Source organism: Micromonospora sp. CNZ303 (assembly GCF_004345505.1).
The window spans coordinates 176261-202648 of sequence record NZ_SLVT01000009.1; the positions used below are offsets into that span (position 1 = coordinate 176261).

Annotated in this window: 27 protein-coding genes; 19 read left to right on the forward strand and 8 right to left on the reverse strand. The window is 74.9% G+C overall.

Annotated features, from left to right (window positions below):
* Positions 1-260 precede the first annotated feature (260 nt).
* Positions 261-2090, forward strand: coding sequence for an AAA family ATPase (locus EV374_RS16635; protein ID WP_132236324.1), 1830 nt, complete (start codon positions 261-263; stop codon positions 2088-2090).
* A 56-nt stretch (positions 2091-2146) separates the two neighbouring features.
* Positions 2147-3136 carry a DUF2567 domain-containing protein gene (locus EV374_RS33465; RefSeq protein ID WP_486485798.1) on the forward strand — a complete coding sequence of 330 codons (990 nt, stop codon included), beginning with the start codon at positions 2147-2149 and terminating at the stop codon, positions 3134-3136.
* Here the strand turns inward: EV374_RS33465 and EV374_RS16645 are convergent.
* Positions 3051-3755: an LON peptidase substrate-binding domain-containing protein gene (locus tag EV374_RS16645; protein WP_132236326.1), complete on the reverse strand. Its 705-nt coding sequence runs from the start codon at positions 3753-3755 to the stop codon at positions 3051-3053. The genes EV374_RS33465 and EV374_RS16645 overlap by 86 nt on opposite strands.
* A gap of 106 nt (positions 3756-3861) precedes the next feature.
* Between EV374_RS16645 and hisD the strand changes: the two genes are divergently transcribed.
* The 12 genes from hisD to hisF all read left to right on the forward strand — a co-directional run bounded on the left by hisD (position 3862) and on the right by hisF (position 12314).
* Positions 3862-5184: a histidinol dehydrogenase gene (hisD, locus tag EV374_RS16650; protein WP_132236328.1), complete on the forward strand. Its 1323-nt coding sequence runs from the start codon at positions 3862-3864 to the stop codon at positions 5182-5184.
* Between the two features lie 67 nt (positions 5185-5251).
* Entirely contained in the window at positions 5252-6322 is a 1071-nt protein-coding gene (locus EV374_RS16655) for a histidinol-phosphate transaminase (protein ID WP_132236330.1), read from the forward strand.
* Complete coding sequence (gene hisB, locus EV374_RS16660) at positions 6322-6933, forward strand: imidazoleglycerol-phosphate dehydratase HisB (protein WP_132236332.1); 612 nt, start codon at positions 6322-6324, stop codon at positions 6931-6933. The genes EV374_RS16655 and hisB overlap by 1 nt, the downstream gene beginning before the upstream one ends.
* A 114-nt stretch (positions 6934-7047) precedes the next feature.
* Positions 7048-7221: a hypothetical protein gene (locus EV374_RS32585; RefSeq protein ID WP_165947807.1), complete on the forward strand. Its 174-nt coding sequence runs from the start codon at positions 7048-7050 to the stop codon at positions 7219-7221.
* Positions 7218-7850 carry an imidazole glycerol phosphate synthase subunit HisH gene (hisH, locus tag EV374_RS16665; protein ID WP_132236334.1) on the forward strand — a complete coding sequence of 211 codons (633 nt, stop codon included), beginning with the start codon at positions 7218-7220 and terminating at the stop codon, positions 7848-7850. Before EV374_RS32585 ends, hisH begins: the two co-directional genes overlap by 4 nt.
* Before the next feature lie 147 nt (positions 7851-7997).
* Complete coding sequence (locus EV374_RS16670) at positions 7998-8321, forward strand: hypothetical protein (protein WP_132236336.1); 324 nt, start codon at positions 7998-8000, stop codon at positions 8319-8321.
* Positions 8322-8338: 17 nt separating this feature from the next.
* Positions 8339-9064 carry a bifunctional 1-(5-phosphoribosyl)-5-((5-phosphoribosylamino)methylideneamino)imidazole-4-carboxamide isomerase/phosphoribosylanthranilate isomerase PriA gene (priA, locus tag EV374_RS16675; protein ID WP_132236338.1) on the forward strand — a complete coding sequence of 242 codons (726 nt, stop codon included), beginning with the start codon at positions 8339-8341 and terminating at the stop codon, positions 9062-9064.
* Positions 9061-9450 (forward strand): RidA family protein, encoded by a 390-nt coding sequence (locus tag EV374_RS16680; RefSeq protein ID WP_132236340.1) that lies wholly within the window; start codon positions 9061-9063, stop codon positions 9448-9450. Before priA ends, EV374_RS16680 begins: the two co-directional genes overlap by 4 nt.
* Before the next feature lie 83 nt (positions 9451-9533).
* Entirely contained in the window at positions 9534-9977 is a 444-nt protein-coding gene (locus EV374_RS16685; RefSeq protein ID WP_132236342.1) for a MarR family transcriptional regulator, read from the forward strand.
* A gap of 5 nt (positions 9978-9982) precedes the next feature.
* Entirely contained in the window at positions 9983-10408 is a 426-nt protein-coding gene (locus tag EV374_RS16690; RefSeq protein WP_132236505.1) for an organic hydroperoxide resistance protein, read from the forward strand.
* A complete protein-coding gene (locus tag EV374_RS16695) occupies positions 10405-11406 on the forward strand; it encodes an MDR family NADP-dependent oxidoreductase (RefSeq protein ID WP_132236344.1) in 1002 nt (333 codons plus the stop codon). Before EV374_RS16690 ends, EV374_RS16695 begins: the two co-directional genes overlap by 4 nt.
* Positions 11407-11546: 140 nt before the next feature.
* A complete protein-coding gene (gene hisF, locus EV374_RS16700) occupies positions 11547-12314 on the forward strand; it encodes an imidazole glycerol phosphate synthase subunit HisF (protein ID WP_132236346.1) in 768 nt (255 codons plus the stop codon).
* 81 nt (positions 12315-12395) lie between these two features.
* Here hisF and EV374_RS16705 read toward each other — a convergent pair whose 3' ends face one another.
* Together EV374_RS16705 and yczE are read right to left on the reverse strand one after the other, a co-directional pair.
* Positions 12396-12857 (reverse strand): hypothetical protein, encoded by a 462-nt coding sequence (locus EV374_RS16705; RefSeq protein WP_132236348.1) that lies wholly within the window; start codon positions 12855-12857, stop codon positions 12396-12398.
* A gap of 55 nt (positions 12858-12912) precedes the next feature.
* On the reverse strand, positions 12913-13566 hold the full coding sequence (gene yczE / locus EV374_RS16710; protein WP_132236350.1) for a membrane protein YczE: 654 nt from the start codon (positions 13564-13566) through the stop codon (positions 12913-12915).
* Positions 13567-13624: 58 nt separating this feature from the next.
* Between yczE and yczR the strand changes: the two genes are divergently transcribed.
* Both yczR and EV374_RS16720 read left to right on the forward strand, forming a co-directional pair.
* A complete protein-coding gene (gene yczR, locus EV374_RS16715) occupies positions 13625-15082 on the forward strand; it encodes a MocR-like transcription factor YczR (protein WP_132236352.1) in 1458 nt (485 codons plus the stop codon).
* 87 nt (positions 15083-15169) lie between these two features.
* Positions 15170-16483, forward strand: coding sequence for a low temperature requirement protein A (locus tag EV374_RS16720; RefSeq protein ID WP_486485799.1), 1314 nt, complete (start codon positions 15170-15172; stop codon positions 16481-16483).
* 67 nt (positions 16484-16550) lie between these two features.
* On the opposite strand, the gene EV374_RS16725 is transcribed toward EV374_RS16720, so the two are convergent.
* The 3 genes from EV374_RS16725 to EV374_RS16735 form a co-directional block, all read right to left on the reverse strand.
* Positions 16551-18377: an AMP-dependent synthetase/ligase gene (locus EV374_RS16725; RefSeq protein WP_132236354.1), complete on the reverse strand. Its 1827-nt coding sequence runs from the start codon at positions 18375-18377 to the stop codon at positions 16551-16553.
* Positions 18378-18516: 139 nt separating this feature from the next.
* Complete coding sequence (locus EV374_RS16730) at positions 18517-19476, reverse strand: terpene synthase family protein (protein WP_132236356.1); 960 nt, start codon at positions 19474-19476, stop codon at positions 18517-18519.
* Positions 19477-19601: 125 nt separating this feature from the next.
* Positions 19602-20231 (reverse strand): TIGR03085 family metal-binding protein, encoded by a 630-nt coding sequence (locus tag EV374_RS16735; RefSeq protein WP_132236358.1) that lies wholly within the window; start codon positions 20229-20231, stop codon positions 19602-19604.
* A 145-nt stretch (positions 20232-20376) separates the two neighbouring features.
* Here EV374_RS16735 and EV374_RS16740 point away from each other — a divergent pair, with 145 nt between their 5' ends.
* Positions 20377-22257, forward strand: coding sequence for an ABC transporter ATP-binding protein (locus tag EV374_RS16740; protein WP_132236509.1), 1881 nt, complete (start codon positions 20377-20379; stop codon positions 22255-22257).
* A gap of 199 nt (positions 22258-22456) precedes the next feature.
* The gene (locus EV374_RS16745) at positions 22457-24184 is read left to right on the forward strand and encodes an ABC transporter ATP-binding protein (protein ID WP_132236511.1); all 1728 of its coding nucleotides are present in this window, start codon (positions 22457-22459) and stop codon (positions 24182-24184) included.
* A 119-nt stretch (positions 24185-24303) separates the two neighbouring features.
* Here EV374_RS16745 and rpsD read toward each other — a convergent pair whose 3' ends face one another.
* The gene (gene rpsD, locus EV374_RS16750) at positions 24304-24915 is read right to left on the reverse strand and encodes a 30S ribosomal protein S4 (RefSeq protein WP_132236360.1); all 612 of its coding nucleotides are present in this window, start codon (positions 24913-24915) and stop codon (positions 24304-24306) included.
* Between the two features lie 68 nt (positions 24916-24983).
* On the opposite strand from rpsD, the gene EV374_RS16755 reads away from it, so the two are divergent.
* Positions 24984-25742: a DUF2470 domain-containing protein gene (locus tag EV374_RS16755; protein WP_132236362.1), complete on the forward strand. Its 759-nt coding sequence runs from the start codon at positions 24984-24986 to the stop codon at positions 25740-25742.
* Positions 25743-25769: 27 nt separating this feature from the next.
* Here EV374_RS16755 and EV374_RS16760 read toward each other — a convergent pair whose 3' ends face one another.
* Positions 25770-26378, reverse strand: coding sequence for a TetR/AcrR family transcriptional regulator (locus tag EV374_RS16760; RefSeq protein ID WP_132236364.1), 609 nt, complete (start codon positions 26376-26378; stop codon positions 25770-25772).
* Between the last annotated feature and the right edge of the window lie 10 nt (positions 26379-26388).

A 26388-nucleotide genomic window follows, 5' to 3' on the forward strand; every position in this document is an offset into this window, starting at 1 on the left:
GGTGCCCCCGCCCCGACCGTGGGCGAAACGTCGGAACCCGCGCCGGGCGTGACGCGACCATCACCGACATCGGCCGGACCGGCCGGCGGCGGGTCGCCGCCGGCGGTCCCGCCGACCTCCCCGTACGCCGGCGTCGACGGCGTACCGGGGCCCGTGCCGTGACGGGAGGAAGAACCGAAGGTGCGTAGACGGGTGTGGTCCGAATAGGGTTTCGTTCGTAGCCTGTCAGACGGGCATCGATGGCGCTGGGAGGGCGAGCCGTGGAGGGCAGCGAGACCGGCTGGGGGCGGCCGGCCGAACCAGCACCGCGGTGGCGGGCGCTGCTCGACCGGGCCCGGCACGGCAGCCGCACGGCCGAGCAGGCCGAGGCCGACCGACACGCCGATCCGCCGCCCCTCCCGCCGGAGCCGCTGCCCCGCCGCTCGTCGGGCAACGGCTATGCCGGGCGGGTGCCGGCCATCGGGCGGGCCCCCGAGCCGTACGCGCCGGAGCCCGGCCCACCGCCGTACGGCGCGGACGGCCCACCGCCGTACGGCGCGGAGTACGGCCGCCCGGTCGACGCGGGCTACCGGGCCGAGGCCACCTACCGGGTGGAGCCGGCCTACCGGGTGGACCCGCTGGAGCCCGCCTACCGGGTGGACCCGGAACAGCCGCCCGAGCCGTCCTACCGGTCGGGCTCCATCGAGCCGTCCTACCGGTCGGATCCGGTCGAGCCGTCCTACCGGTCGGATCCGGTCGAGCCGTCCTACCGGTCGGATCCGGTCGAGCCGAGCTACCGGTCGGGCTCCATCGAGCCGGCCTACCGAGCGGATCCGATCGAGCCGACCTACCGGGCGGACCCGGGGTATCCCGCCGAGCCGGCGTACCGCGTGCCGGCCCAGCCCCCGCCGCCCCGCATCGAGACCGAGCCGCGCCGGGGCCCGGGGCCGGTCGAGTCGCGCTACGCGGCGCTGGACAACGGCTACCGGCACGAGCCGCCCCCGGTCGAGTCCCGCTACGCGGTGCTCGACAACGGCTATCGCTCGCGGCGTGCCCACCAGGCCCCGCCCGCCGCACCACCGCCCGTTGTGCCGCCGTCGGCCGTGCCACCGCCAGCCGTGCCACCACTCACCGCGCCACCACTCACCGCGCCACCGCCCGCCGCGCCGCCGCCCACCGCGCCACCGCCCGCCGCGCCGCCGCCCACCGCGCCGCCGCCCACCGCGCCGCCGCCCACCGCGCCGCCGCCCACCGAGCGGGGCTACCCGGCGCGCGTCGAGTGGCGCCCGCGCGGCACGGAGGACGAGGTGGAGCGCGCCGTCGGGGTGCTCCGCCGCGACCTGGGCACCCCCCGGGTGCTCGCGTTCGCCAACCCGAAGGGCGGCGTGCACAAGACCACCGCCACCGTGCTGGCCGCGGCGACCGTCGGCAGCGTACGCGGGCGGGGCGTGCTGGCCTGGGACGACAACGAGCTGCGCGGCACGCTCGGGCTGCGCGCCGGCAGCGCCCGGCACGCCCGCACCATCCGGCACCTGGTCGGAGATCTCGCGCACGTCGAGATCAAGGAGGGCCCCGAACTGCTGGCGCACCTGGACGACTACCTGCGGCACGCCTCCGACGGCTCGTACGACGTGCTGGCCGGCGAGGAGAGCCCCCGCTTCGCCCAGCGGCTCGACCAGTTCACCGTCCGGCGGGTGCTGGAGTTGCTGCGGCGCACCCACGACGTGGTCTGCGTGGACACGGGCAACAACGTGGAGAGTGCCAACTGGCGCACCGTCATGCAGGCGGCGGACCAGCTCGTGGTGACCACCGTGCCCCGCGAGGACGCCGCGTTCAGCGCCGACTGGATGCTGGACCTGCTGCACGAGGTCGGCATGGGGGAGTTGGCCGACAACGCGGTCACCCTGATCTCCTGCCCCACCCCGGGCCGCTCGCCGTTGCAGGACGACCTGGAGCGGCACTTCGCCACCCGTACCCGGGCCGTCGCCGTGGTGCCGTACGACCCGGCGCTGGAGACCGGCTCCTCGATCGAGTACCACCAGCTCCAGCAGGAGACCCGGCAGGCGTGGCTGAAGGCCGCCTCGGTGATGCTGGAGCCGTTCGCCCGGTGAGCGGGTGTGCCGCCACCGACCGCCCACTGCGCCCACGGGCCTGAGAGGATCACCGGGTGAGCGCGGACACCCCCGAACCCGACCGGCCCGGCCGCCGGCCCGACGAGCCGGGGGCACCGGCCGCCCGGGCGGAACCCGAGCCGTCGGCCCGCGTCGGCCCCGCCGACCCGTACGCCGCCCGGGAACCTGCCCCGTCGTACGACGCGGGTACGACACCGTCGCACGTCCCGACCGACGCGCCGTGGCAGACCACGACCGGCGCACCGGCGTACGCCCCGACCGGCGACGCGTGGCGGGCACCGGCCGGCACGCCGCCGCACGACGGGCCGCTGGGGTACGTCGGGGGCAACACCGACCTCGGGTACGCCGCCGGCTATTCGCCCGTGCCCGTGGAGCCGGACCTGCCGCGCGGGCGGGCGGCGCGGCTCGCCCTGCTGGCGGCGCTCGTGACGATCGTGCTCGGGGTGCCGCTCGGGCTGCTCTGGGCCGCCATCGCGCCGGACACGCCGGTGATCAAGGTCGCCGAGGGGGCGGTCTACGCCGAGCCGCAGCCGGAGCAGCCGATCGCCGCCGACGGCTGGTTCAGCCTGCTGGGGCTGGGTTTCGGGGTGCTCGCCGCCCTCGTGCTGTGGTTCCTGCTGCGCCGGCTCCGGGGACCGGTCGGGCTGTCCGCCGGTGTGCTCGGCGCCTTCGGCGCGGCGCTGGTCGCCTGGCAGGTGGGTCGGCGCACGGGGCTGGCCGGCTACGAGCGGCTGCTGGAGAGCGCGCCCGTCGGGCAGGCCTTCGAGAAGCCGGCCGACCTGCGGGCCGGCGGGATCGAGTGGGTGTTCGGCGTGCTGCCGGTGCCGCACGGCAACCTGCTGCTGCCCGCGTTCGGCGCGGCCGTGACGTACACCCTGCTGGCCGGCTGGTCCCGCTGGCCGTCGTTGCGCCCGGAGCGCGAGCCCGGCGCGTCCGGGCTCAGTTGGGGGTCGGCGGGGACGCCAGCTCCGTCAGCGGCACCGGAACCGCCCGCACCTGGCGCAGCAGGGCCGCCTCACGGTTGAGCAGGCGCAGCTCGGCGCGGAGCCGGGCGGCGGTGTCGTCGATGGCGAGCAGCCGCTGCCGGTCGGCCACGGTCAGCACGGCCGTCGCGGCGACCAGGTGCGACAGCACCGTCGGATCCTCCGGCAACTGCTCGGACAGCTCCTCGGGATCGGCCCGGATCAGGCCCAGGTACTGCCGGAAGACCGAGATCACCCGGGCGGCGAGCAGGTCGGCGACCTCGTCGGGCCCGCCCGGCTCGGGCAGCCACTCCACCTCGGCGGTCAGGTAGGGCTCGGTGTCCCGGTCGACGTCGGCGACGCGGAACCTGCGCTTGCCCACCGTGACGATGTCGAAGCCGCCGTCGGGGCGCTCGGTGACCTGCCGCAGCTCGGCGGTGCAGCCCACGTCGTGCAGGGTGACGTCGCCGCCGCCGGGCAGCGGCTTGCCGTCCGGCCCGGTGGGGGCGACCTCCCAGCCGGCCCGGATGGCCACCACGCCGAACTCGCGCGGGGCGTCCTCGGGCAGCGCGACCAGGTGCCGGACCAGGGCGCGGTAGCGCTCCTCGAATATGTGCAGCGGCAGCACCAGACCGGGGAAGAGGACCATTCCGAGCGGAAACACCGGCAGCCGCGCAGTCACGCGTCGAGCGTAGCCCGATCCCGGCGCGGCGGCGTGGCCCGGCTCACCGTCCCGGCGTACGGGCGGCGCCGGTCGCCGTCCGGGCGGGCCGCCTAGACTCGCAAGGGTGTTGAACCGGATCGACCTGCGCGGCGGCGTCCGTGACCCGCGCCGCCTGCTGCCCCGTGCCCAACTCGACGTCTCCGTGGCCGTCGAGCGGATCCGCCCCCTCGTGGAGGCGGTCCGGGAGCATGGTTACCCGGCGATCCGGGAGGCCAGTGAGCGCTTCGACGGGGTCTCGCCCGAGGTGCTGCGGGTGCCCGCCGAGGCGATCGCCGAGGCGGAGGGCACCCTCGCTCCCGAGGTGCGCGCCGCGCTGCTGGAGTCGATCGCGCGGGCCCGCAAGGTGCACGCCGACCAGCGCCGCACCGACCACACCACCCAGGTGGTGCCGGGCGGCACGGTGACCGAGCGCTGGGTGCCGGTCGACCGGGTCGGCCTCTACGTCCCCGGCGGCCTGGCGATGTATCCGTCGACCGTGGTGATGAACGTGGTGCCGGCCCAGGCGGCCGGGGTGCGTTCGCTGGTGGTGGCGAGCCCGCCGCAGAAGGAGAACGGCGGCCTGCCCGACGCCCGGGTGCTCGCCGCCTGCGCCCTGCTCGGTGTCGACGAGGTCTACGCCGTGGGCGGCGCCCAGGCCGTGGCGATGCTGGCGTACGGCGCGGCGGTCGACGCCGGGGGCGCCGCGCACTGCGACCCGGTCGACATGATCACCGGGCCGGGCAACATCTGGGTCACCGCCGCCAAGCGGTTGCTGCGCGGCGTCGTCGGCATCGACGCCGAGGCCGGCCCGACCGAGATCGCCATCCTGGCCGACGACACCGCCGATCCGGCGCACGTCGCGGCCGACCTGGTCAGCCAGGCCGAGCACGACCCCCTCGCGGCCAGCGTGCTGGTCACCCCCTCGGTCGAGCTGGTGGAGGCCGTGGAGCGGGAGCTGGCCCGGCAGGTGCCGGCCACCAAGCACACCGAGCGGGTCACCACCGCGCTCACCGGCGAGCAGAGCGGCGTCGTCCTGGTCGACGATCTCGACGCCGGGCTGCGGGTGGTCGACGCGTACGCGGCCGAGCACCTGGAGATCCAGACCCGGGACGCACGCGAGTGGGCGCTGCGGGTGCGCAACGCCGGGGCGATCTTCGTCGGCGCCTGGTCGCCGGTGTCGCTCGGCGACTACTGCGCCGGCTCCAACCACGTGCTGCCCACCGGGGGCTGTGCCCGGCACTCCTCCGGGCTGTCGGTGCAGTCCTTCCTGCGCGGCATCCACCTGGTCGACTACTCCGAGCAGGCGCTGCGCGAGGTGGCCCCGCACGTGGTCACCCTGGCCGGCGTCGAGGACCTGCCGGCGCACGGCCGGGCCGTCCAGGTGCGCTTCCCGGGGGAGCTGGCGTGAGCGAGCGCAGCGAGCGAACCAGCAGGCTCAGCCCCGATGCCGTCGCCGAGCGAAGCGAGGTGGCGGCATGACCACCCTCGACGACCTGCCGATCCGCGACGACCTGCGCGGGCTGTCGCCGTACGGGGCGCCGCAGCTCGACGTGCCCGTGCGGCTGAACACCAACGAGAACTCCTACCCGGTGCCCGAGCCGGTGGTGGACGCGATCGGCAAGGCCCTCGCGGCGGAGCTGCGCGACCTCAACCGCTATCCGGACCGCGACGCCGTGGCGCTGCGCGCCGACCTGGCCGGCTACCTGGGCCACGGGCTCACCGTCGCGCAGGTGTGGGCGGCCAACGGCTCCAACGAGATCCAGCAGCAGCTGCTCCAGGCGTTCGGCGGCCCGGGGCGCAGCGCGCTCGGCTTCGTCCCCGCCTACTCGATGCACCCGCTGCTGGCCCTCGGCACCGGCACCCGGTGGGTGCCGGCCCGGCGCGGCGTCGACTTCGGGCTGACCGCCGACGAGGCGGTCGCCCAGGTCCGCGAGCACGCCCCGGACGTGGTCTTCCTCTGCTCGCCGAACAACCCCACCGGCACCGCCCTCGACCCGGCGGTGGTCGCCGCGGTGCTGGACGCCGCGCCCGGCATGGTGGTCGTCGACGAGGCGTACGCCGAGTTCGCCCGCCCCGGCACGGTCAGCGCCCTGGCGGTGCTGCCCGGGCACCCGCGGCTGGTGGTGACCCGGACGATGAGCAAGGCGTTCGGATTCGCCGGCGGCCGGCTGGGCTACCTGGCGGCCGACCCGGCGGTGGTGGCGGCGGTGCAGCTGGTCCGGCTGCCGTACCATCTCTCGGCGCTCACCCAGGCCGCGGCCCGGGCGGCGCTGGCGCACCGCGACGCCCTCCTCGACACGGTGGCCGCGATCTGCGCGCAGCGGGACCGGATCGTGGCGCGGCTGCGCGAGCGGGGGGTGCGGGTGGCCGAGAGCGACGCCAACTTCGTGCTGTTCGAGGTCGGGGGCGACCAGGCCGCCGCCTGGCGCACCCTGCTCGACGCCGGCGTGCTGGTCCGCGACGTCGGCCTGCCCGGCTGGCTGCGGGTCACCGCCGGCACCCCCGCCGAGACCGACGCCTTCCTCGCCGCGATGGAGAAGATCTGATGAGCCGGACCGCCCGCGTGGAGCGGATCACCAAGGAGACCAAGGTCCTCGTCGAGATCGACCTCGACGGCACCGGCCGGGCCGAGATCGGCACCGGGGTCGGCTTCTACGACCACATGCTGCACCAGATCGCCCGGCACGGCGGCTTCGACCTGACCGTGCGCACCGTGGGTGACCTGGAGATCGACGCCCACCACACGATGGAGGACACCGCGCTCGCCCTGGGCGCCGCGTTCGACCAGGCGCTGGGGGACAAGGCCGGCATCCGGCGGTACGGCTCGGCCACCGTCCCGATGGACGAGGTCCTCGTCCGGGCCGCGGTCGACCTTTCCGGCCGCCCGTACGTGGTGCACGACGAGCCGGTGCTGGCGCCGTACATCGGGCCGGTCTACCCGACCAGCATGACCCGGCACATCTGGGAGTCCTTCGGCCAGGCGGCCCGGATCACGCTGCACGTGGACGTGCTGCGGGCGGCCCGCCCCGGCGGTCACCCGGACGCCCACCACGTGGTGGAGGCCCAGTTCAAGGCGGTCTCCCGAGCGCTGCGCGAGGCCACCGCCGTCGACCCGCGCGCGGCGGGCGCGATCCCCAGCACGAAGGGGGCCCTGTGAGCGCGAGGAACGCAGCGCAGCGGAGTCCCGCAGTCGCGAACGGAAGGTGGGCCCTGTGAGCGCGAGGAACGCAGCGCAGCGGAGTCCCGCAGTCGCGAACGGAAGGCGGTTCTGATGGGTGGGGTGCTGCCGACGTTGCTGCTGATCCTGGCCGGTGTGCTGGTCGGCGGGGCGTGGTCGCTGCACAAGCAGGGCGCCCCGCGTGGGGCGGTGGTCGTCACGGCGCTGCTCGCCGCGCTGGCCACGGTCGGCGGCGTGCTGTGGCTGCTGCCGGGGGAGGGGGCGTGAGCCGCGTGGTGGTGCTCGACTACGGGTCGGGCAACCTGCGCTCGGCCGAGCGGGCCCTGGCCCACGCCGGTGCGGACGTGACGGTGACCGACGACCTGTCCGCCGCCGCCGAGGCGGACGGCCTCGTGGTGCCGGGTGTGGGCGCGTACGCCGCCTGCATGGCCGGGATCGAGGCCCTCGGCGCCGGCCCGGTGATCGCCGAGCGTGTCGCCGCCGGCCGTCCGGTGCTGGGCATCTGCGTGGGCATGCAGGTGCTCTTCGAGCACGGCGACGAGCACGGGGTGGTGACCAAGGGGCTCGGGCTGCTGCCCGGCGGGGTGACCAGGCTGGCCGCCCCCCGGCTGCCGCACATGGGCTGGAACACGGTCGCGGCGCCGGCGGGTTCGGTGCTCTTCGCGGGCCTGCCTGCCGACAGCAGGTTCTACTTCGTGCACTCGTACGGGGTCGGGGACCCGGGCGCGCTGGCGGAGGCCGGCGCCACGGTCACCACCGCCCACCACGGGACGGACTTCGTGGCGGCCGTGGAGCGGGGTCCGCTCTGCGCCGCGCAGTTCCACCCGGAGAAGTCCGCCGACACCGGTGCCGCGCTGCTGCGCAACTGGCTCGCCACGCTTCCCACCGGTGACTGAGCGCCTGCCCGGTGCGGCCGGTCCGCTCCGGCCCGCCGCCGGCCGCCCTTCCGCCCGCCCCCGGTCGACCGGGCGGCCCCGCCGCGTGCCCGGCGACGTCGAGCGGCTCCGGGCGGTCGTCGGGCCAGCGCGCCGCCGGGGCACGCCGTGAGCAAGGAGCGGGCCCGGCGCCGGGCGGCCCGGGAGGCCGAGGCCGCCCGGGAACGGGCCGTCCGCGAGCGGCGCGCGGCCCGGCGGTCGCGGCGGCGGGCACTGGTCCGCCGGTTGACGCCGTCGCTGCGCCGGGGGCGGACGGGCCGGCTGCCCCGGCACAGTCGCGGCGAGCGGGCCGCCATCGTGCTGCTGACCCTGGTGGCGATGGTCCTGATCTGGTCGCTCGTCGACGACCTGGCGCTGCGCATCGCGCTGGTCGTGCTGTTGCTGCTCGTACTGCCGGCGATCGTGGTGATCGCCCTGGACCGTCGCACCTGACTTCGAGGAGAAATACCGTGAGCCTCACCCTGTTGCCCGCCGTGGACGTCGCCGACGGCCAGGCCGTCCGACTCGTGCAGGGAGCCGCCGGCAGCGAGACGACGTACGGCGACCCGTTGGAGGCCGCGCTCGCGTGGCAGCGGGACGGCGCCGAGTGGATCCACCTGGTCGACCTCGATGCCGCGTTCGGCCGGGGCTCCAACGCGCACCTGCTGGCCGAGGTGGTGCGGCAGCTCGACGTGAAGGTGGAGCTGTCCGGCGGCATCCGCGACGACGAGTCGCTGCACGCCGCGCTCGGCACCGGCGCCGCCCGGGTGAACATCGGCACCGCCGCCCTGGAGGATCCGGTCTGGTGCGACCGGGTGTGCGGGGAGTACGGCGACCGGGTGGCGATCGGGCTCGACGTGCGGGGCCGTACCCTCTCCGCCCGGGGCTGGACGCGCGACGGCGGCGACCTCTTCGAGGTGCTGGAGCGGCTGGACAAGGCGGGCGCGGCGCGTTACGTCGTCACCGACATCACCAAGGACGGCACCATGCGCGGGCCGAACCTGGACCTGCTGCGCGAGGTCTGCGCCCGCACCGACGCCCCGGTGATCGCCTCCGGCGGCGTCTCCACCCTGGACGACCTGCGGGCGCTGGCCACCCTGGAGCCGATCGGGGTGGAGGGCGTGATCGCCGGCAAGGCGCTGTACGCGGGCGCCTTCACCGTGGCGCAGGCGCTGGAAACCCTGGCGACGGCGTGACCGTCACGCGGCTCGGCTCGGGCGGCCCCTGGGAGTCGGTGTACGGCTACTGCCGGGTCGTCCGGGCCGGCGACCTGGCCTGGACGGCCGGCTGCACCTCCACGGTGGACGGCGTGGTCACCCACGTCGGTGACGCGGCGGCGCAGACCGCACAGGCCCTGCGGATCGGCCTGGACGCGCTCGCCGAGGTGGGCGCGGAGCCCGGGGACGTGGTGCGGACCCGCATGTACGTCACCGACCGGACGTACGCCGACGAGGTGGGCCGGGCGCACAACGTGGTCTTCGGCGCGGTCCGTCCGGCGGCCACCATGGTGGTGGTGGCCGGCCTGCTCGACCCGGACCATCTGGTCGAGGTGGAGTTGGAGGCGTACCTCGGCGAGCGCTGAGCCCCGGGAAGCGCGCCGAGACCGTGCCGCTGCGCGCGACCTGATCGGTTGCGCACAATCTAATCGCGCGCTACGGTTTCCCGGTGACCGACGATCTGGTGCTACGACGGCAGGTGTGCTTCGCGCTCTACGCCGCGTCGCGCGCCCTCACCGACGTCTACCGGCCCGTCCTCGACGAGTTCGGCCTGACCTACCCGCAGTACCTGGTGCTGCTGGTGCTCTGGGAGCGCGACGACGCCCCCACGGTCTCCGAGCTCGGCGCCGCCCTGCGACTGGACTCCGGCACGCTCTCCCCGCTGCTCAAGCGGCTGGAGGGGGCGGGGCTGGTCGTCCGGACCCGGTCGGCGCGCGACGAGCGGCGGGTGGAGGTGGGCCTGACCGGCGACGGGCGGGCCCTGCGGCACCGGATGGACGAGGTGCCGCTGCGGGTCGCCCGCGCCACGGGCCTCACCGAGGCGGAGCTGGTCGCCCTGCGCGACACCCTCACCCGGGTCACCGAGACGATCCACCGACAGAAGGAGCAGTGACCACCATGCAGGTGCTCTACACCGCGTCCGCCCGGGCCACCGGGGACGGTCGGGACGGCCACGTCCGCACCTCCGACGGCACCGTCGAGCTCGACCTGGCCGTGCCGAAGGAGATGGGTGGCGCCGGTGGCGCCGCCAACCCCGAGCAGCTCTTCGCGGCGGGCTACGCCGCCTGCTTCCACTCGGCGCTGCGCCTGGTCGCCCGCAAGGCGAAGGTCGACGTCTCCGGCTCGGTCGTCGAGGCCGAGGTCGGCATCGGCGCCAACGGCAGCGGCGGCTTCGGGCTGGCCGTCACCCTTCTGGTCGACCTCCCGGCCGTCGAGCGGGCCGCCGCCGAGCAGGTCGTCGAGCAGGCCCACCAGGTCTGCCCGTACTCGAACGCCACCCGCGGCAACGTCGAGGTCACCCGCACCGTGCGCGAGGCGCTGTGAGCACCCGCAACCGGGAGATCCACCTGGCCGCCCGCCCGCAGGGCTGGCCGACCGCCGACAACTTCCGGCTCGTCGAGACCGAGGTGCCCACCCCGGGCCCGGGCCAGATCGTGGTCCGCAACCGGTACATTTCGGTCGACCCGTACATGCGGGGGCGGATGAACGACGTCAGGTCGTACGTGCCGCCGTTCGCGCTCGACGCCCCGCTCGACGGCGGGGCGGTCGGCGAGGTGGTGGCCAGCGAGGCCGAGGGCCTCCAGCCCGGCGACACCGTGCTGCACGGCCTCGGCTGGCGCGAGTACGCGCTGCTCGACGCGCGGGCCGCCCGGAAGGTCGACCCCGACCTCGCCCCGGTCAGCGCCTACCTGAGCGTGCTCGGCATGACCGGCCTGACCGCGTACGCCGGGCTGCTGGACGTCGCCGGGATGAAGGCGGGGGAGACCGTCTTCGTCTCCGCCGCCGCCGGCGCGGTGGGCAGCCTGGTCGGCCAGATCGCCAAGCTGCGGGGCGCGGCGCGCGTGGTCGGCAGCGCGGGCTCGGCGGCCAAGGTCGAGCGGCTGCGCGCGCTCGGCTTCGACGCCGCGTTCGACTACCACGACGGGCCGGTGCGCGACTCGCTCAAGGCCGCCGCCCCGGACGGCGTCGACGTCTACTTCGACAACGTCGGCGGCGACCACCTGGAGGCGGCCATCTCCGCGATGAAGGTGCACGGCCGGGCCGCGATCTGCGGCATGATCGCGCAGTACAACGACACCGAGCCCCCGGCCGCGCCGCGCAACCTGGCGCTGGTCATCGGCAAGCGGCTCACCCTGCGCGGCTTCCTGGTCGGCGACCACGGCCACCTGCGCGACGAGTTCGTGCGCGAGATGGCCGGCTGGCTGCGCGACGGCAGGGTCTCGTACGACGAGACGGTCGTCGACGGCATCGAGAACGCCCCGGAGGCGTTCCTCGGCCTGCTGCGCGGCGAGAACCTGGGCAAGATGCTCGTCCGGGTGTAAGGAAGGGCACCTTCCTGACGCCTGCGGTAGAGGAAGGGCCCCTTCCTAACTCCCGGGAAGCGCGCGGAGGCGTGCCGCGCCGGCGGTGGTCGGCCTCACAGGTCGGTCACCGCCGGTGCCGGGAGCGATAGGCTCGCGGCATGACGGTGGCGGTGCGGGTCATCCCGTGTCTCGACGTGGACGCCGGTCGGGTGGTCAAGGGGGTCAACTTCCTCGACCTGCGCGACGCCGGCGACCCGGTGGAGCTGGCGGCGGCGTACGACCGGGCCGGCGCGGACGAGCTGACCTTCCTCGATGTCACCGCCTCCTCCAGCGACCGGGGCACCATGCTCGACGTGGTCCGCCGCACGGCGGAGTCGGTCTTCATCCCGCTGACCGTCGGCGGTGGCGTCCGGCAGGTCGCCGACGTCGACACCCTGCTGCGCGCCGGTGCGGACAAGGTCGGGGTGAACACCGCCGCCATCGCCCGCCCCGAGCTGATCGCCGAGATCGCCGACCGCTTCGGCCGGCAGGTGCTGGTGCTCTCGCTCGACGTGCGGCGCTCGCCCGGCGGCGGCACGCCCAGCGGTTTCGAGGTGACCACCCACGGCGGTCGGCGCGGCACCGGGCTGGACGCGGTCGAGTGGGCCCGGCGCGGCGCCGAGCTGGGCGCGGGCGAGATCCTGCTGAACTCGATGGACGCCGACGGCACCAAGGCCGGCTTCGACCTCGAACTCATCGGCGCGGTGCGCCGGGTGGTGGACGTGCCGGTGGTGGCCAGCGGCGGCGCGGGCGAGGTGGCGCACTTCGCGCCGGCGATCGGCGCCGGCGCCGACGCGGTGCTCGCCGCCAGCGTCTTCCACTTCGGTGAGCTGACCGTCGCCGAGGTCAAGGACGCGCTGCGCGGGGCCGGGCACCCCGTCCGCTGACCGCCCGCGCGATCCGGCCGGGTCCCTCCGGCCCGCGTGATCCGCCTGGTCCCTCCGTCCGGCCGGCCCGTCGGCGCCCGTTCAGTCGCGGCGGGAACGGTTCTCGGGGGAGCGCCGGGGCGCCGGGATCGAGCGCACCACGTACTCCTGCACGGCGGCGGCGTGGTCGGCCTCGTCCAGCTGCCAGTCGGCGTTGACCGGGGCGTGTCGCCGGACCAGGACGCCCTGCACGGTGTCCACCGTGGTGGCCAGCCCGGCGCTCGGTCTGGTGCGCCAGAGGCGCTCACCGTCGGCGGTGATCCGGAACCAGCCGTCGGTGACGCTGACCAGCCCGGCCCCGACGAGGCGACGGACCGCCGCCTCCACCTCGTGCCGCTCGGGGATCGCCTGGTTGAGATGGTCGGCGGTGGAGAGCACGTCGGCGAGGCGTACGCCCTCGGGGCGGCGGCTGCTCGCCGCGCGGCGGTGCCGACCCGCACCGCTGGCGATCACCACCGAGACGAAGATCCAGGCATCGGTCCAGCGCCATCCGTTCTCCCCCATGCGAGGATTCTGCCGGGCGTGGCGTCCGAAGGGAACACCCGGCGTCCGGGTCGCGTCAGGTGGCGGGGAGCGGCGCGACCGGGCCCGGGGCGGGGTCCTGCGGCCCGGGGACCGTGAACAGCGGCAGGAAGACCTGGGTCAGCGGGCCGATGCCCAGCGCGTAGGCGATCGTGCCGACGCCCACCGTCCCGCCGAGCAGCCAGCCCAGCGCCAGCACAGTGACCTCGATGACGGTGCGGACGAGCCGGATCGAGCGGCCGGGCCGGCGGGCGACGTAGCCGGTCATCAGGCCGTCGCGGGGGCCGGGTCCGAGGCGGGCGCCGAGGTAGAGACCCGTCGCCGCCCCGTTGGCCACGATGCCGGCGACCAGCATCCCGGCCCGTACGCCCAGCGACCCGCCGGCCGGCATCAGCGCGAGTGTCGCGTCGACCACCAGCCCGACCACCAGCGCGTTGCTGACCGTGCCGAGGCCGGGACGCTGGCGCAGCGGTATCCAGAGCAGCAGCACCAGCACGCCCACCGCGATGGTGACGGTGCCGATGGAGAGGCCGGTCAGCTCGGACAGGCCCTGGTGGAACACGTTCCACGGGTCCAGGCCCAGCTCCGAGTTGATCATCAGAGCCATGCTGACGCCGTAGAGGACGAGGCCCGCGTAGAGCTGGCTGAGCCGCCGCGCGGGACGATGTCGGAGATTGCCAATCGGTGTCACCCGTGCCACGCTAAAGGCCAATTGGCGCAGCGTAAGAGCCAATCCGGGAGGAGTGGCCATGACGAGTCAGGTTCGGGGTGTCCAATTGGCCCGGCTCCTCGGTCAGTGGCATGCGCTTCCCGGCCGTCGGCGCAGCCCCGACTACGCCGCCCTGGCCGGTGCCGTACGCGGCCTGCTGGCCGACGGCCGGCTGCCGCTGGGCGTGCGGCTGCCCGCCGAGCGGGAGCTGGCCGAGGCGCTGAAGATCAGCCGGACCACGGTCACGGCCGCGTACCGGGAGCTGCGGGAGAGCGGGCACCTCGCCAGCCGGCGGGGTGCCGGCAGCTGGACGATGCTCCCGGGCACCCACCGGGTGGCGAGTACCGGGCTCTGGACCCCGCTGGACGACCGCGACATGATCGACCTCGGGGTCGCCGCGCTCGCCGCGCCGCCCGAGCTGCTGCCGGCCGCCCGCGCGGCGGCCGAGGACCTGCCCCGCTACCTGGGCGGCGCCGGCTACCACCCGACCGGGATCATCGAGCTGCGCGAGGCGGTGGCCCGCGCGTACACCGATCGGGGTCTGCCCACCTCGCCCGACCAGATCATGGTCACCAACGGCACCCAGCACGCCCTCGACCTGGTGCTCCGGCTGGCCCTCGCCCCCGGCGGCAACGTACTGGTCGAGGCGCCCAGCTATCCGAACGCGCTGGCCGCGCTGGCCGCCCGCCGGGCCCGGATCACCACCCACGGCTTGGCCGTCGAGGAACCCGGGTGGGACGCCGACCTGCTGCTCGGCGCCCTCCGGCAGGCCAGGCCCAAGCTGGCGTACCTGATCCCGGACTTCCAGAACCCGACCGGCCACCTGATGTCGGCCGCGCTGCGCGAGCGGGTGGTGGCCACCGCGCACGCCGTCGGCACCGACCTAATCGTCGACGAGTCGTTCGTGGACCTGCCGTTGGACGGGACGGTGCTGCCCCCGCCCACCGCCAGCTTCGACCGGCACTCCCGGGTGGTCAGCATCGGCGGGATGAGCAAGCCCTTCTGGGGCGGCCTGCGGATCGGCTGGGTCCGCGCCTCCGCCCCGCAGGTGCAGCGGCTCGCCGCCGCCCGGGTCGGCGTCGACATGGCCAGCCCGGTCCTGGACCAGTTGGTCGCGGTCCACCTGCTCGCCGACGCGCCGGCCATCGTCGCCGCGCGCCAGGCCCAGCTCACCGCCCAGCGCGACGCCCTGCTGGCGGCGCTCGCGCAGCGCCTGCCCGAGTGGCGGGTCACCGTCCCGCACGGCGGGGTGACCCTCTGGGCCGAACTCGACGGGCCGATCTCCAGCGCGCTGGCCCGGGCCGCCGAGGAGGTCGGCGTACGCCTGGCGCCCGGTCCCCGGTTCGGCCTGGACGGCACGTTGGAGCGCTTCCTGCGGCTGCCGTTCACCCTGCCGGCCGCCGACCTGGCCGAGGCGGTCGGCCGCATCGCCGCCGTCCGGTACGACCTGGACCGGGGCGGCCGGTCGCAGTGGCGGGAGCCGGCGGTCATCGCCTGAGCCGGACCGGGTGGCCCGGGGCCGGGTTCGCCCGCCGGGTCGGTCAATCGCGCCTGCCCCCGGTCCCGCGGCTGCGAGACTGCGCAGGTGGGGGATGCGCGGGAGGTGCGGTGGCCGCGCGGGATCCTGCCGAACGCACCGGGCTCCCGCACCACCCGGCTCGAACTCTTCTACGACCTCGTCTTCGTCTTCGCCTTCCTCAACGTGACCACGGTGACGGCCAGCAACCCGACCCTCCGCGGACTGGTCCAGCTCCTGGTGGTCCTCGCCCTGCTCTGGTGGTGCTGGAGCGGCTTCGCCGCCCTCGGCAACGTGGTCCGCACCGACCAGGGGACCGCGCCGCTGGTCGGGTTCGCCGTCTCCGCCGCCGTCTTCGTGCTCGCGCTGAGCCTGCCGAAGGCGTTCGTCGACCGTCCCGGTGGGCTGCCCGGCCCGGTGGTCTTCGCCCTCTGCTACTTCCTGGTCCGCGCGACCCACGTGTCGGTCTTCCTCTGGGCCGTACGCTCCGACCGGGAGGTGCGCCGGCGGATGCCCGTGCTGGCCCTGCCGTTCCTGCTGGCGACGGGCTTCATCCTGACCGCCGCGCTGGTGCCGCAGCGGGTCCTCGACGGCCGCGCCGAGATGACGCTCCGGCTGGCGTTGTGGCTCGCCGCGCTCGGCGTCGAGTACGGTTCCGGCCTGGCCCAGCACCGCGCGGGGTGGACGGTGCTCTCGGCGGGGCACTGGGCGGAACGGCACGCGCTGATCATCATGGTGGCGCTCGGCGAGTCGATCATCGCGTTGGGGCTCGGGCCCGGCCCCACCGCCACCCTGCCGCTGACCTGGCCGGTGATCGTCGCGGCGCTCCTCGGCATCGCGGTGGTCGCGGCGCTGTGGTGGGCGTACTTCGACACCCTCGCTCTGGCGATGGAGCAGGTGCTGCACCGCACCCGGGAGCGGCGCACCCGCGCCGGGCTGGCCCGGGACGTGTACACCTACCTGCACCTGCCGCTGATCACGGGCGTGATCCTGTTCGCGCTGGGCCTCAAGGGGCTGATCCACGAGGGCGCGGACCCGGCGACCCCGAGCTGGGGGGTGCCGCTGCCCGGCTTCGACATGCTGGCCCTCTACGGCGGGGTAGCGCTCTATCTGCTCACGCTGATCCTGCTCGGCAGCCGGATGCTGGGCGCGGCGCGCTGGCCGACGATCTGCGGGGTCCTGCTGCTCGTCGCGCTGACCCCGGTGGCCGGGCGACTGCCGGAGCTGGTCGCCCTCGCCATGCTGGCGGTGGCCGCCGTGCTGACGGTCGCGGTGCAGACGGTCGTCGACGCCCCGCGGCGGCGGCGCGTGCGGCAGGTGGCGCTGGAGGAGCAGCTGGCCTCCGAGGCCGAGCAGACGCGGTGGCGGGGCCACCACCTGTGAGCCGGCGCCCCGCCCGTCCGACGTCGGCGACCCCGTACGAAACGTGGGGGCCGCCGACGTCGAGGGCTCAGAGCTCGGCCAGCGTGCCCGCGTACATCTTCTCGATCTCGCCGGCGAAGTTGCTCTCCACGCCCCGACGCTTGATCTTGAGCGACGGGGTGATCTCGCCGTCCTCGATGGTCAGGTCGCGCGGCAGGATGGCGACCTTCTTGATCGTCTCCCAGCGGTTGAGCTTGGCGTTGAGCTCGGCCACGTACCCCTCGACCATGGCCTTCGCCTCCGGCGAGGTGACGATCTCGGTGTAGTCGCGGCCCTCCAGGGGGGTGCCGGCGGCCCAGCCCTTGATCGCCTCCGGGTCCAGCGTGACCAGCATCGTGCAGTAGTTGCGGGCCTGGCCGATCACCACCGCCTGGGAGGTGTACGGGCAGGTCGCCTTGAACATCCCCTCGATGTGCGAGGGCGCGATGTACTTGCCGCCGGAGGTCTTGACCAGGTCCTTCTTCCGGTCGGTGATCCTGAGGTAGCCGTCGGAGTCCAGGGTGCCGATGTCACCGGTGCGGAAGAAACCGTCCTCGGTGAACGCGGCGGCGGTCTCCTCGGGCAGGTTGTGGTAGCCGCGCATCACCGGCCGGCCACGCACCAGGATCTCGCCGTCGGTGTCGATCCGGCACTCCAGGTCGCCCATCGCCTTGCCGACGGTGCCGATCCGCAGCCCGTCCGGCGGGTTGACGAAGTTGCCGGCGCTGGTCTCGGTGAGGCCGTAGCCCTCGGAGATCGGCAGGTTCGCCGCGGCGAAGAAGGTGGCGATCTCCGGGCTGAGCGGGGCGGCGCCGGAGACGAGCACCCGGATCCGGCCGCCGAGGCGGGCCTGGAGCTTGCTGAACACCAGCTTCTCGGCCACCGTGTACTTCAGCTTCAGCCCCGTCGGGAGCGGCCGGCCGGCCTGCTCCAGGGCGACCTTCTCCTTGCCGACCCGGACGCCCCAGCCGAAGATCTTCGCCTTCGCGCCGCCGCCGGCCTGCGCGGTGGTTACCGCCTTGTTGTAGACCTTCTCGAAGACCCGGGGCGCGCCGCACATCAGCGTCGGCCGGATCACCGAGAGCAGCTCGACCAGCTTGTCGACCCGGCCGTCGACGTACGTCGGCAGGCCCACGTGGATCGCCCCGCAGAGCAGGGTCTTGCCGAACGAGTGGGACAGCGGGAGCCAGAGGTACTGCAGGTCGTCGTCGCGGAGCAGCCCCACCTCGACCTGCGCCACGCCCTCCCAGCACCAGCCGCCGTGCAGCAGCTCGACGCCCTTCGGGCGCCCGGTGGTGCCGGAGGTGTAGATCAGCGTGGCCAGGTGCTCGGGACCGATCCCGGCGACCAGCATGTCGATCAGGTCGGGCTCGGCGGCCAGCGCCTGGGCGCCCTGCTCCTCCAGCTCGGCGAGGGTGAGCTGGGGGACGGCGGCGGCCGGGTCGGCGGCGCCGTCGAAGAGCACGACGTGGGTCAGCGCCGGCAGCTCGGCACCGGCGATCTTGGCGGCCTGTGCCGGGTTCTCGGCGAACAGCACCCGCGAGCCGGAGTCGGCGATGATGTAGGTCGCGTCGTCGGGCTCCGTGGTGGGGTAGACGGTGGTGGTCGCGCCGCCGGCGCACATGATGCCGAGGTCGGCGATCACCCAGTCGAGCCGGGTGTTCGCCAGGATCGCGACCGGATCCTCCAGACCGACACCGAGGCCGTGCAGCCCGGCGGCGACCGCCTTGGCGCGACGGGCCATCTGCTCCCAGGTCAGCCAGACCGGCCCGGAGTCGTCGGGGGCCGGGTGGGCGAAGGCGTCGCGGTCGGGGGACGCCGCCACGCGCTTGAGGAACATGTCGGGGATGGAACGGTACGGTACATCGAGAGCCATCGCTGTAGCCGCCTTCGGGGGGTGGAGACGTGACCACGGTCACGTCGGCGTTCGTTACCGAAGGGTATTGCCTGCGCCCGGGCATCGGCTAGCCCTGTGGATCACGGCTGGGCCACGTCTCGGAGGATGGACGCCCGGCTCAGGCGTACCGGGCCGCCTCCAGCGACCAGTCGTAGGTGGCCCGGATCCAGTTGCGCCGCGCCGTGAGGGCCGGCCGCAGGCCGTCATCGCCGGTGGCGAGCAGCGCCGCCTCCGTCGCCAGGTACGCCGAGAGGCCCTCGTTGAACCGGTCGGCCGCCGCCCGCAGGGCCGACGACTCGTCGCCGGCCGCCCGCCCCGCGGCGATCACCGCGACCAGATTGTGCACGTCCGGCTGCGCGAGGTGCTCCTTGCCGTACGAGAAGACGTCGTTGCACCAGCAGACCAGGTCGGCGGCGAGCAGGTCGAGCGCGACCAACGACGGCTCGGCGCGGTGGGTCGCGCCCGGCAGCGCCCCGGCGGCCAGCTCCGTGAGGGTGAAGCTGGGGTGGACCCCTCCGGTGTGCCGGCGCATCTGGACGTACTCGGCCAGTCCCGGCGCCCGCCCGTGCTCCCGGTTCGCCGCCTCCCAGAGCAGCGCCAGCAGATACTCCCGCACCTCGCCGACGAAGCGCAGCAGCGCCACGGGCCCGCCGGCGGCGTGGGCCCGCCGGCACAGCTCGCCCAGCGCCTCGCCGAGCGGCCCGGCCACGGTCGCGGTCGCCGCAGCGTCGGCCCGTCCCCCGTGACCGTCGAGCACGTCCAGCAGGGCGGCGACGGTCGGCGCCAGCCGGGTGGGGGAGTCGCCGAGGCCGTCCTCGTCGCAGGCGTCGTCCATCACGAACAGCCAGGAGATCAGGTCGGTGAGCAGCCGCAGCCCCTCCACCGGTCCCTCCGGGCAGGCCCGCCCGGCCAGCCCGGCGGCGTCGGCCCGGCGCAGCCGGTACAGCCGGTGCCCGTCACCGATCAGCCCGTGGCCGAGCGCCCACTCGATGCTCTCCCGCGCGACGCGTGCGGTGGCGTCGTGCTGGCGCGCGGGAAAGGGGGGTTCCCGTAGCGCCGAGACCGCAAAGGTCCGCATGGTGCCCCCTGTCGCGCCGCCCCACGGCGGGACGGCGCGGGACAGCGTACGGGAGCGGGAATCGGTGACGATCGCTGGGTCAGCCGCTCCCGCGGATCGGGCTGCGGCTGTCCGCCTACGGGGCGTCACATGCCCAGGTCGGCGCCCCGGAGTCGCTCGGCCGGTGCCGCCGGCCCGTCGATCTGCACCCGGGACACCCGCTGCCGGCCACTGAGGAACAGGACCAGCTCGCCCGGCGCCCCCACCACCCGCACCGGTTCGCCGCCCCGGCCGACGGAAAGCTCCCCGTAGCCGGGCGCCTGGACGAAGACGTCCGCCGGGAACCGGCGCAGCGCCAGCCGGGCCAGCCCGGTGCACCGCTTCCACAGCGCCGCGTTCAGCCCCGCCCCCAGGTCGCGGGGGAGCCAGCCCGGGCGGGCGCGGCGTACGTCCTCATGGTGGATGAAGAACTCCATCGTGTTGGCCAGCTCATCGGTGAGCGGGTTGCTGACCGGGCTCCACACCGGCGGCCGGCGCACCTCGTCGAGGAGGCGTGGCCAGGGGCGCGCGGCGACGCGCAGGCGCACCCGTTCGGCGTAGCCGCGCAGCGGCGGGAGCAGGATGCCGCCGGCGGCGTCGGGCCGGCGTTCGCGCAGCACCAGGTGGGCGGCGAGGTCGCGGGTGGTCCACCCCTCGTTGACCGTCGGCGCGTCCGGTCCCAGCGTCTGCATCAGGTCGACGAGCGCCTCGCGCTCCGTTCGGGCGTACCGCGGCATGCCCCGATCGTAGGCGCGCCCGGCCCACTCGGCGCGGCGAGCGGGCCGGGCGGCCGTGACGGTGGACATAGCGGTCCGGGGCGGCGGAGCTGGCTCGGACCGGTAAGGATGAGGAGGATAGGTGCGGCTTACGGCAGGGGAGAGCGTGGCGAGCAGGACAAGTCGGGACGTGCTGGTGCGGGGGCTGGCCGTCCTCGGGCGGGCTATCCGGGAGCAGCCGCGCATCTTCGCGGTCGCGGTGAGCGGCAGCGTGCTCTTCGGCGCCATGACGGTGGCCAGCGCCTACGTGGTGGGTGCCGTGGTCGGCGACGTGGTGGTGCCGGCGATCGAGCGTGGCGAGGTCGGAGTCGGCGGGCTGGCCCTGGCGGCCGTCGCGCTGTTCGGCATCAGCGTGCTGCGGGTGGCCGGCATCTTCGGCCGCCGGCTCGGCGCGGGCTACATGCAGTACCGCCTCCAGGCCGCCTACCGGCGCCGGGTCACCCGCCGCTACCTGGAACTGCCGTTGTCCTGGCACCACCGCAACGCCACCGGCACGCTGCTGTCCAACGCCAACTCCGACGTCGAGGCCGCCTGGCACCCGATCGCCCCGTTGCCGTTCGCGGTCGGCACCCTGGTGATGCTGGTCGGCGCGGTGGCCTCGCTCTTCCTCACCGACTGGGCGCTGGCCCTGGTCGGCCTCGCGGTCTTCCCGGCGCTCTTCGCGCTCAACGTCGCCTACTCCCGCCGGATGGCCCCCCGCCAGGCCCGGGCCCAGCGGCTGCGCGCCGAGGTCAGCGGCATCGCGCACGAGAGCTTCGACGGCGCCCTGGTCGTCAAGACGATGGGCCGGGAGGCGCAGGAGACCCACCGGTTCGCCGCCCGCGCGGGCGAGCTGCGCGACTCGCTGGTGGCGGTGGGGCGGCTGCGCGGCGTGTTCGACCCGCTGCTGGACACCCTGCCCAGCCTCGGCACCCTCACCGTGCTGGTGGTCGGCACGCTCCGACTGCGGCAGGGTGAGATCACCGTCGCCGAGCTGGTCAGCGTCGCCTTCCTCTTCACCGTGCTGGCGTTCCCCGTGCGGGCCATCGGCTGGGTGCTGGCCGAGCTGCCGCGCAGCGTCGCCGGCTGGGACCGGGTCCGCCGGGTGCTCGACGCCACCGGCGAGATGGCGTACGGCGACACGACGCTCGACGTGACGGACCCCCGCCCGGCCACCCTCGCGTTCGCGGGCGTGCGGTTCGGCTACGAGCCCGCCGAGGCGCACCTGCCCGGCACGGAGGTGCTCGGAGAGGTCTCCTTCACCGTGCCCGCCGGAAAGACCGTCGCCCTGGTCGGGCCGACCGGCTCCGGCAAGTCGACGATCGCCGCGCTGGCCGTGCGGCTGGTCGACCCCCGGGTCGGCACCGTCTGCCTGGACAGGGTGGACGTCCGCCGGCTGACCGCCGCCTCGCTGGCCGACACTGCCGCGCTGGTCGCCCAGGTGCCGTTCGTCTTCGACGACACGGTGCGCGGCAACGTCACCCTGGACCGGCCGGGCATCGGCGACGAGGAGGTCTGGGCCGCGCTGCGGCTGGCCGAGGCGGACGGCTTCGTCGCCGCCCTGCCCGACGGCCTCGACACGAGGGTCGGCGAGCGGGGCACCTCGCTCTCCGGCGGCCAGCGGCAGCGGCTCACCCTGGCCCGCGCGCTCGCCGGCCGGCCCCGCCTGCTGGTCCTCGACGACGCGACCAGCGCCGTCGACCCCCGGGTGGAGGCGGCCATCCTGGCTGGGCTGCGCTCCTCGGCGGGGGCGGCCGGGGTGCCGGCCGCGTCGATCCTGGTGGTCGCCTACCGGCGGGCCACCATCGCGCTGGCCGACGAGGTGGTCTACCTGGAGCAGGGCCGGGTGGTCGCCCGCGGCCCGCACGTCGAGCTGCTGGCCACGGTGCCCGGCTACGCCGACCTGGTCACCGCCTACGAGCAGGCCGAGATGGACCAGGCCAAGGACGAGACGTACGACGAGGTGGCCCCGCTTCCCTCGGGCCTGGAGATCGAGGTGGACCGGTGAGCGCGAGGAGTGCAGCGCAGCGGAGCCCCGCAGTCGTGAACGAAAGGCCAGCACCGGTGAGCGCGAGGAGTGCAGCGCAGCGGAGCCCCGCAGTCGCGAACGAAGGAGCGGGCCGGTGACCACTTCCACGGACACGGCACGGAAGGCCGAGGCCGAGGCCGCCGACGTTCCGGAGACGCCCGAGACGACATGGCAGACGCTGCGCCGCGGTCTGGCGCTCTCCCCGGAGCTGCGGGTCGGCCTCGCCGGCACGCTCGGCCTGGCCCTGGTCTACATGGTCGGCCGGGCGGCCGTCCCGGTGGCGGTGCAGCAGGGCATCGACAACGGCATCGTCGGTGGCCTGGACCTGACCGTGGTCTGGACGGTGGTCGCCGCCACCGCCGGGGTGCTGGTGGTCACCACGCTCTGCGGCTACCTGATGACGCGTCGGCTCTTCACGGTCAGCGAGACCGCGCTGGCCAACGTGCGGATCCGGGCGTTCCGGCACGTGCACGACCTGTCCATGCTGCACCAGCAGTCCGAGCGCCGCGGCTCGCTGGTCTCCCGGGTGACCAGCGACGTCGACCAGATCACCCAGTTCCTCCAGTGGGGCGGCGTGATCCTGGTGGTCAACCTCGGCCAGCTGGTGATCACCACGCTTGTCATGTTCGCGTACTCCTGGCAGCTGACCCTGGTGGTCTTCGCCGCCTTCCTGCCCGCCGTGTTCGTGATCCGGCTGCTCCAGCGCCGCCTCGCCGGGGCGTACGGGGTGGTCCGGCAGCGCACCGGGACGCTGCTCGGTGCGATCGGGGAGAGCGTGGTCGGCGCGCCGGTGATCCGGGCCTACGGGATCGCCGGGCGGACCGCCCGACGGCTGGACGAGGCGATCGACTCCCAGCGGCGGGCCCAGCAGCGGACGATCAGGATCAGCGTCCTGGGCAGTTCGGTCGGTGAGCTGGCCGCCGGGCTGGCGCTGGCCGGTGTGGTGGTGCTCGGGGTGACCCTCGGCGCCGACCGCACCCTGAGCATCGGCGAGGTGACCGCCTTCCTCTTCCTGGTCACGCTCTTCATCCAGCCGGTGCAGGTCGCCACCGAGGTGCTCAACGAGGCGCAGAACGCCGTCGCCGGCTGGCGCCGGGTGCTGGACGTGCTGGACGTCGCGCCCGACGTCGCCGACCCGGGCGAGCAGGGGCGCGAGCTGCCGTCGGGGCCGCTGGACATCCGCTTCGCGGGGGTGCGCTTCGCGTACCCGGGGGGTCCGCCGGTGCTGCACGACGTCAGCCTGGAGATCCCGGCGAAGAGCCGGGTGGCGGTGGTGGGCGAGACCGGCAGCGGCAAGACCACCTTCGCCAAGCTGCTCACCCGCCTGATGGACCCGACCGCCGGCCAGGTGCTGCTCTCGGGCGTGCCGCTGGAGCGGGTCCGGTTCGCCTCGCTGCGCTCGCGGGTGGTGATGGTGCCGCAGGACGGCTTCCTCTTCGACGCCACGGTGGCGGAGAACGTCCGCTTCGCCCGCCCGGAGTTGACCGACGAGCAGCTCTCGGCGGCCTTCACCGAGCTGGGGCTGGCGGACTGGCTGGACGGGCTCCCGTCGGGCCTGCACACGCCGGTGGGGGAGCGCGGCGAGGCGCTGAGCGTGGGGGAGCGGCAGCTGGTCGCGCTGGCCCGCGCGTACGTGGCCGACCCTGACCTGCTGGTGCTGGACGAGGCGACCAGCGCGGTCGACCCGGCCACGGAGGTGCGGCTGCAACGCACCCTGGACGCGGTGACCCGGGGGCGCACCACCCTCGCGATCGCGCACCGGCTCTCCACGGCGCAGGCCGCCGACGAGGTGATCGTGGTGGACAAGGGCCGGATCGTGCAGCGCGGGCCGCACGACGAGCTGGTCCGCGACCCGGAGTCGGTCTACGGCCTGCTCTACGCCTCCTGGCTGGAGCAGACCCGCTGAGCAGACCCGCTGAGCAGACCCGCCGAGCCGCCCCGCTGAGCAGACCCGCTGAGCCGACCCGGCGCGGGCGTCGGGCCCGTGTGGCGCGCGGCCCGGCGGCGCGCCGGGCCGCGCGGTGCTCAGCGGGAGTAGAACTCCACCACCAGCTGCTCGTCGCAGATGACCGGCACCTCGTGCCGGGCGGGCTCACGCAGCAACGTGGCCCGCAGCTCGGCCAGCTCCACCGACAGGTACGGCTGGCCGGGTCCCTCGGTGGCGTTGGCGCCCGCGGCGGCGAGCTGGAACGGCACGCTCGTGCGGCTGCGTTCCCGGACGGCCACCACCTGCCCCGGACGCAGCCGGTACGACGGCCGGTCGACCTTGCGCCCGTCGACCGTGAAGTGGCCGTGCGCGACGAGCTGCCGGGCCTGGTAGATGCTGCGGGTCAGGCCGGCCCGGTGCACCACCGCGTCGAGCCGTCGCTCCAGGAGCGCGACCAGGCTCTCGCCGGTCTTGCCCGCGCTCCGGGCGGCCTCGTCGAAGGCGCGCCGTAGCTGGGTCTCGCTGACGTTGTACTGGTGGCGCAGGCGCTGCTTCTCCAGCAGCCGCACCTGGTAGTCCGAGGTCTTGCGGCGCTGCCGGCCGTGCACGCCGGGCGGGAAGGGGCGCCGCTCGAAGTACCGCACGCACTTGCGGGTGAGGGGGATGCCGAGGGCGCGGGAGAGGCGGGCCTTGGGCCTGGGTTGGTTCACGCTGGACGTCTCCGATCCGGTGCTCTAGTCTCCAAGTTAGGTAAGGCTAACCTACGAAGGAGTCGTTCATGCGGCCCAGCCCGGCGGAGATCGTCCGCACCCTCGTCGCGGGCCGGCTGCCCGGCATCGCCCACGTCGCGCACCGGCCCGGCCCGCACCAGGTCCGGCACGTGACCGACCCGGACGGCCGGGTGCTGCTGCTCGTGCCGGTCGTCAGCGACCTCGCCGCCGCGCTGCACCCCGCCGACGGCGACTCCGACGTCGCGCTGGTGCTCGACGTGCTGGACCTGCCGCCCGCCGCCGGCGCGCCGAGCCTCGGCCGGGCCTGGGTCTCCGGCTGGGCGGCCCGGCTGGACGGCGACGAGGAGCGCCGCGCCGCGCTGGACTTCGCGGCCGTGGAGCCGGCCGGTGACCTGCTCGACGTCGGCACCCGGTTCCGGCTGCACCGCTTCGAGGTGGTCGAGGCCCGCTGGGAACGCGGCGACACCGTCCGCCGCATCGACCCCGAGGCGTACGCCGAGGCGGAGCCCGACCCGCTGCACGCCGTCGAGGCCGAGCTCCTGGCCGACCTCGCCGACCACCACGCCGACGAGGTGGCCGGGTACCTGCGCCGCCAGCTCGGCCTCGCCGACGGCGGCACCGACACCGCGCCCCGGGTGGTCCGGATCGACCGGTACGGCCTGCTGGTCGCCCACGGCCGACCCGGCGCCCGCCGGCGCGTCCGGCTGGCGTTCCCGCGTCCACTGGACTGCCAGGCGGAGCTGACCCGGCTCCTGCATCCGCTGGTCTGCCGGCACGCCCCGTCCCGGCACGCCGACCACGCCTGACCGGGTGCCGCCGCCCCGGCCGTCCAATCAGCCGGCGAAGACCTCGGCGAGGTCGCCCGTCAGGTAGCGCTGCACGGTGGGGCCGACCGCCGCGACGAGGGTCTCCGGGGCGGCCGAGGCGACCGGTTCCAGCCGGACCACGTGCCGCATCATGGCCAGCCCGATCAGCTGGCTGGCCACCAGCGAGCCGCGCAGCGGCAGCTCGGCCGGGTCGACGTCGAGCTGGTCGAGGATCCTGCGCAGCACCTGGGTGACCAGGAACTCCCGCAGCAGCCGGGCGGTCCACTCGTTGCTCACCGCCGAGCGCAGCAGGGCCACGCCGGCGGTGCCGGCCGGGGAGTCCCAGACGCCGAGGAAGGCGCGCACCAGCCGCTCCCCGAGACCCGCGCGGTCGCCCGCGAGCACCCTCGGCAGCAGCTCGGCCGGGTCGACCGGCGCGTGCATCGCGGCCAGGAAGAGCCGGTCCTTGCTGCCGAAGTAGTGGTGCACCAGCGCCGGGTCCACCTGCGCGGCGGCGGCGACGGCCCGGATCGAGGCTCCGTCGAAGCCCCGCTCGGCGAAGGCGGCGCGGGCCGCGTCGAGGATGGCCTGCCGGGTGTCCGGGTTGCCGGGTCGTCGTCCGGTCCGCCGCGCCATCGTCGCCCTT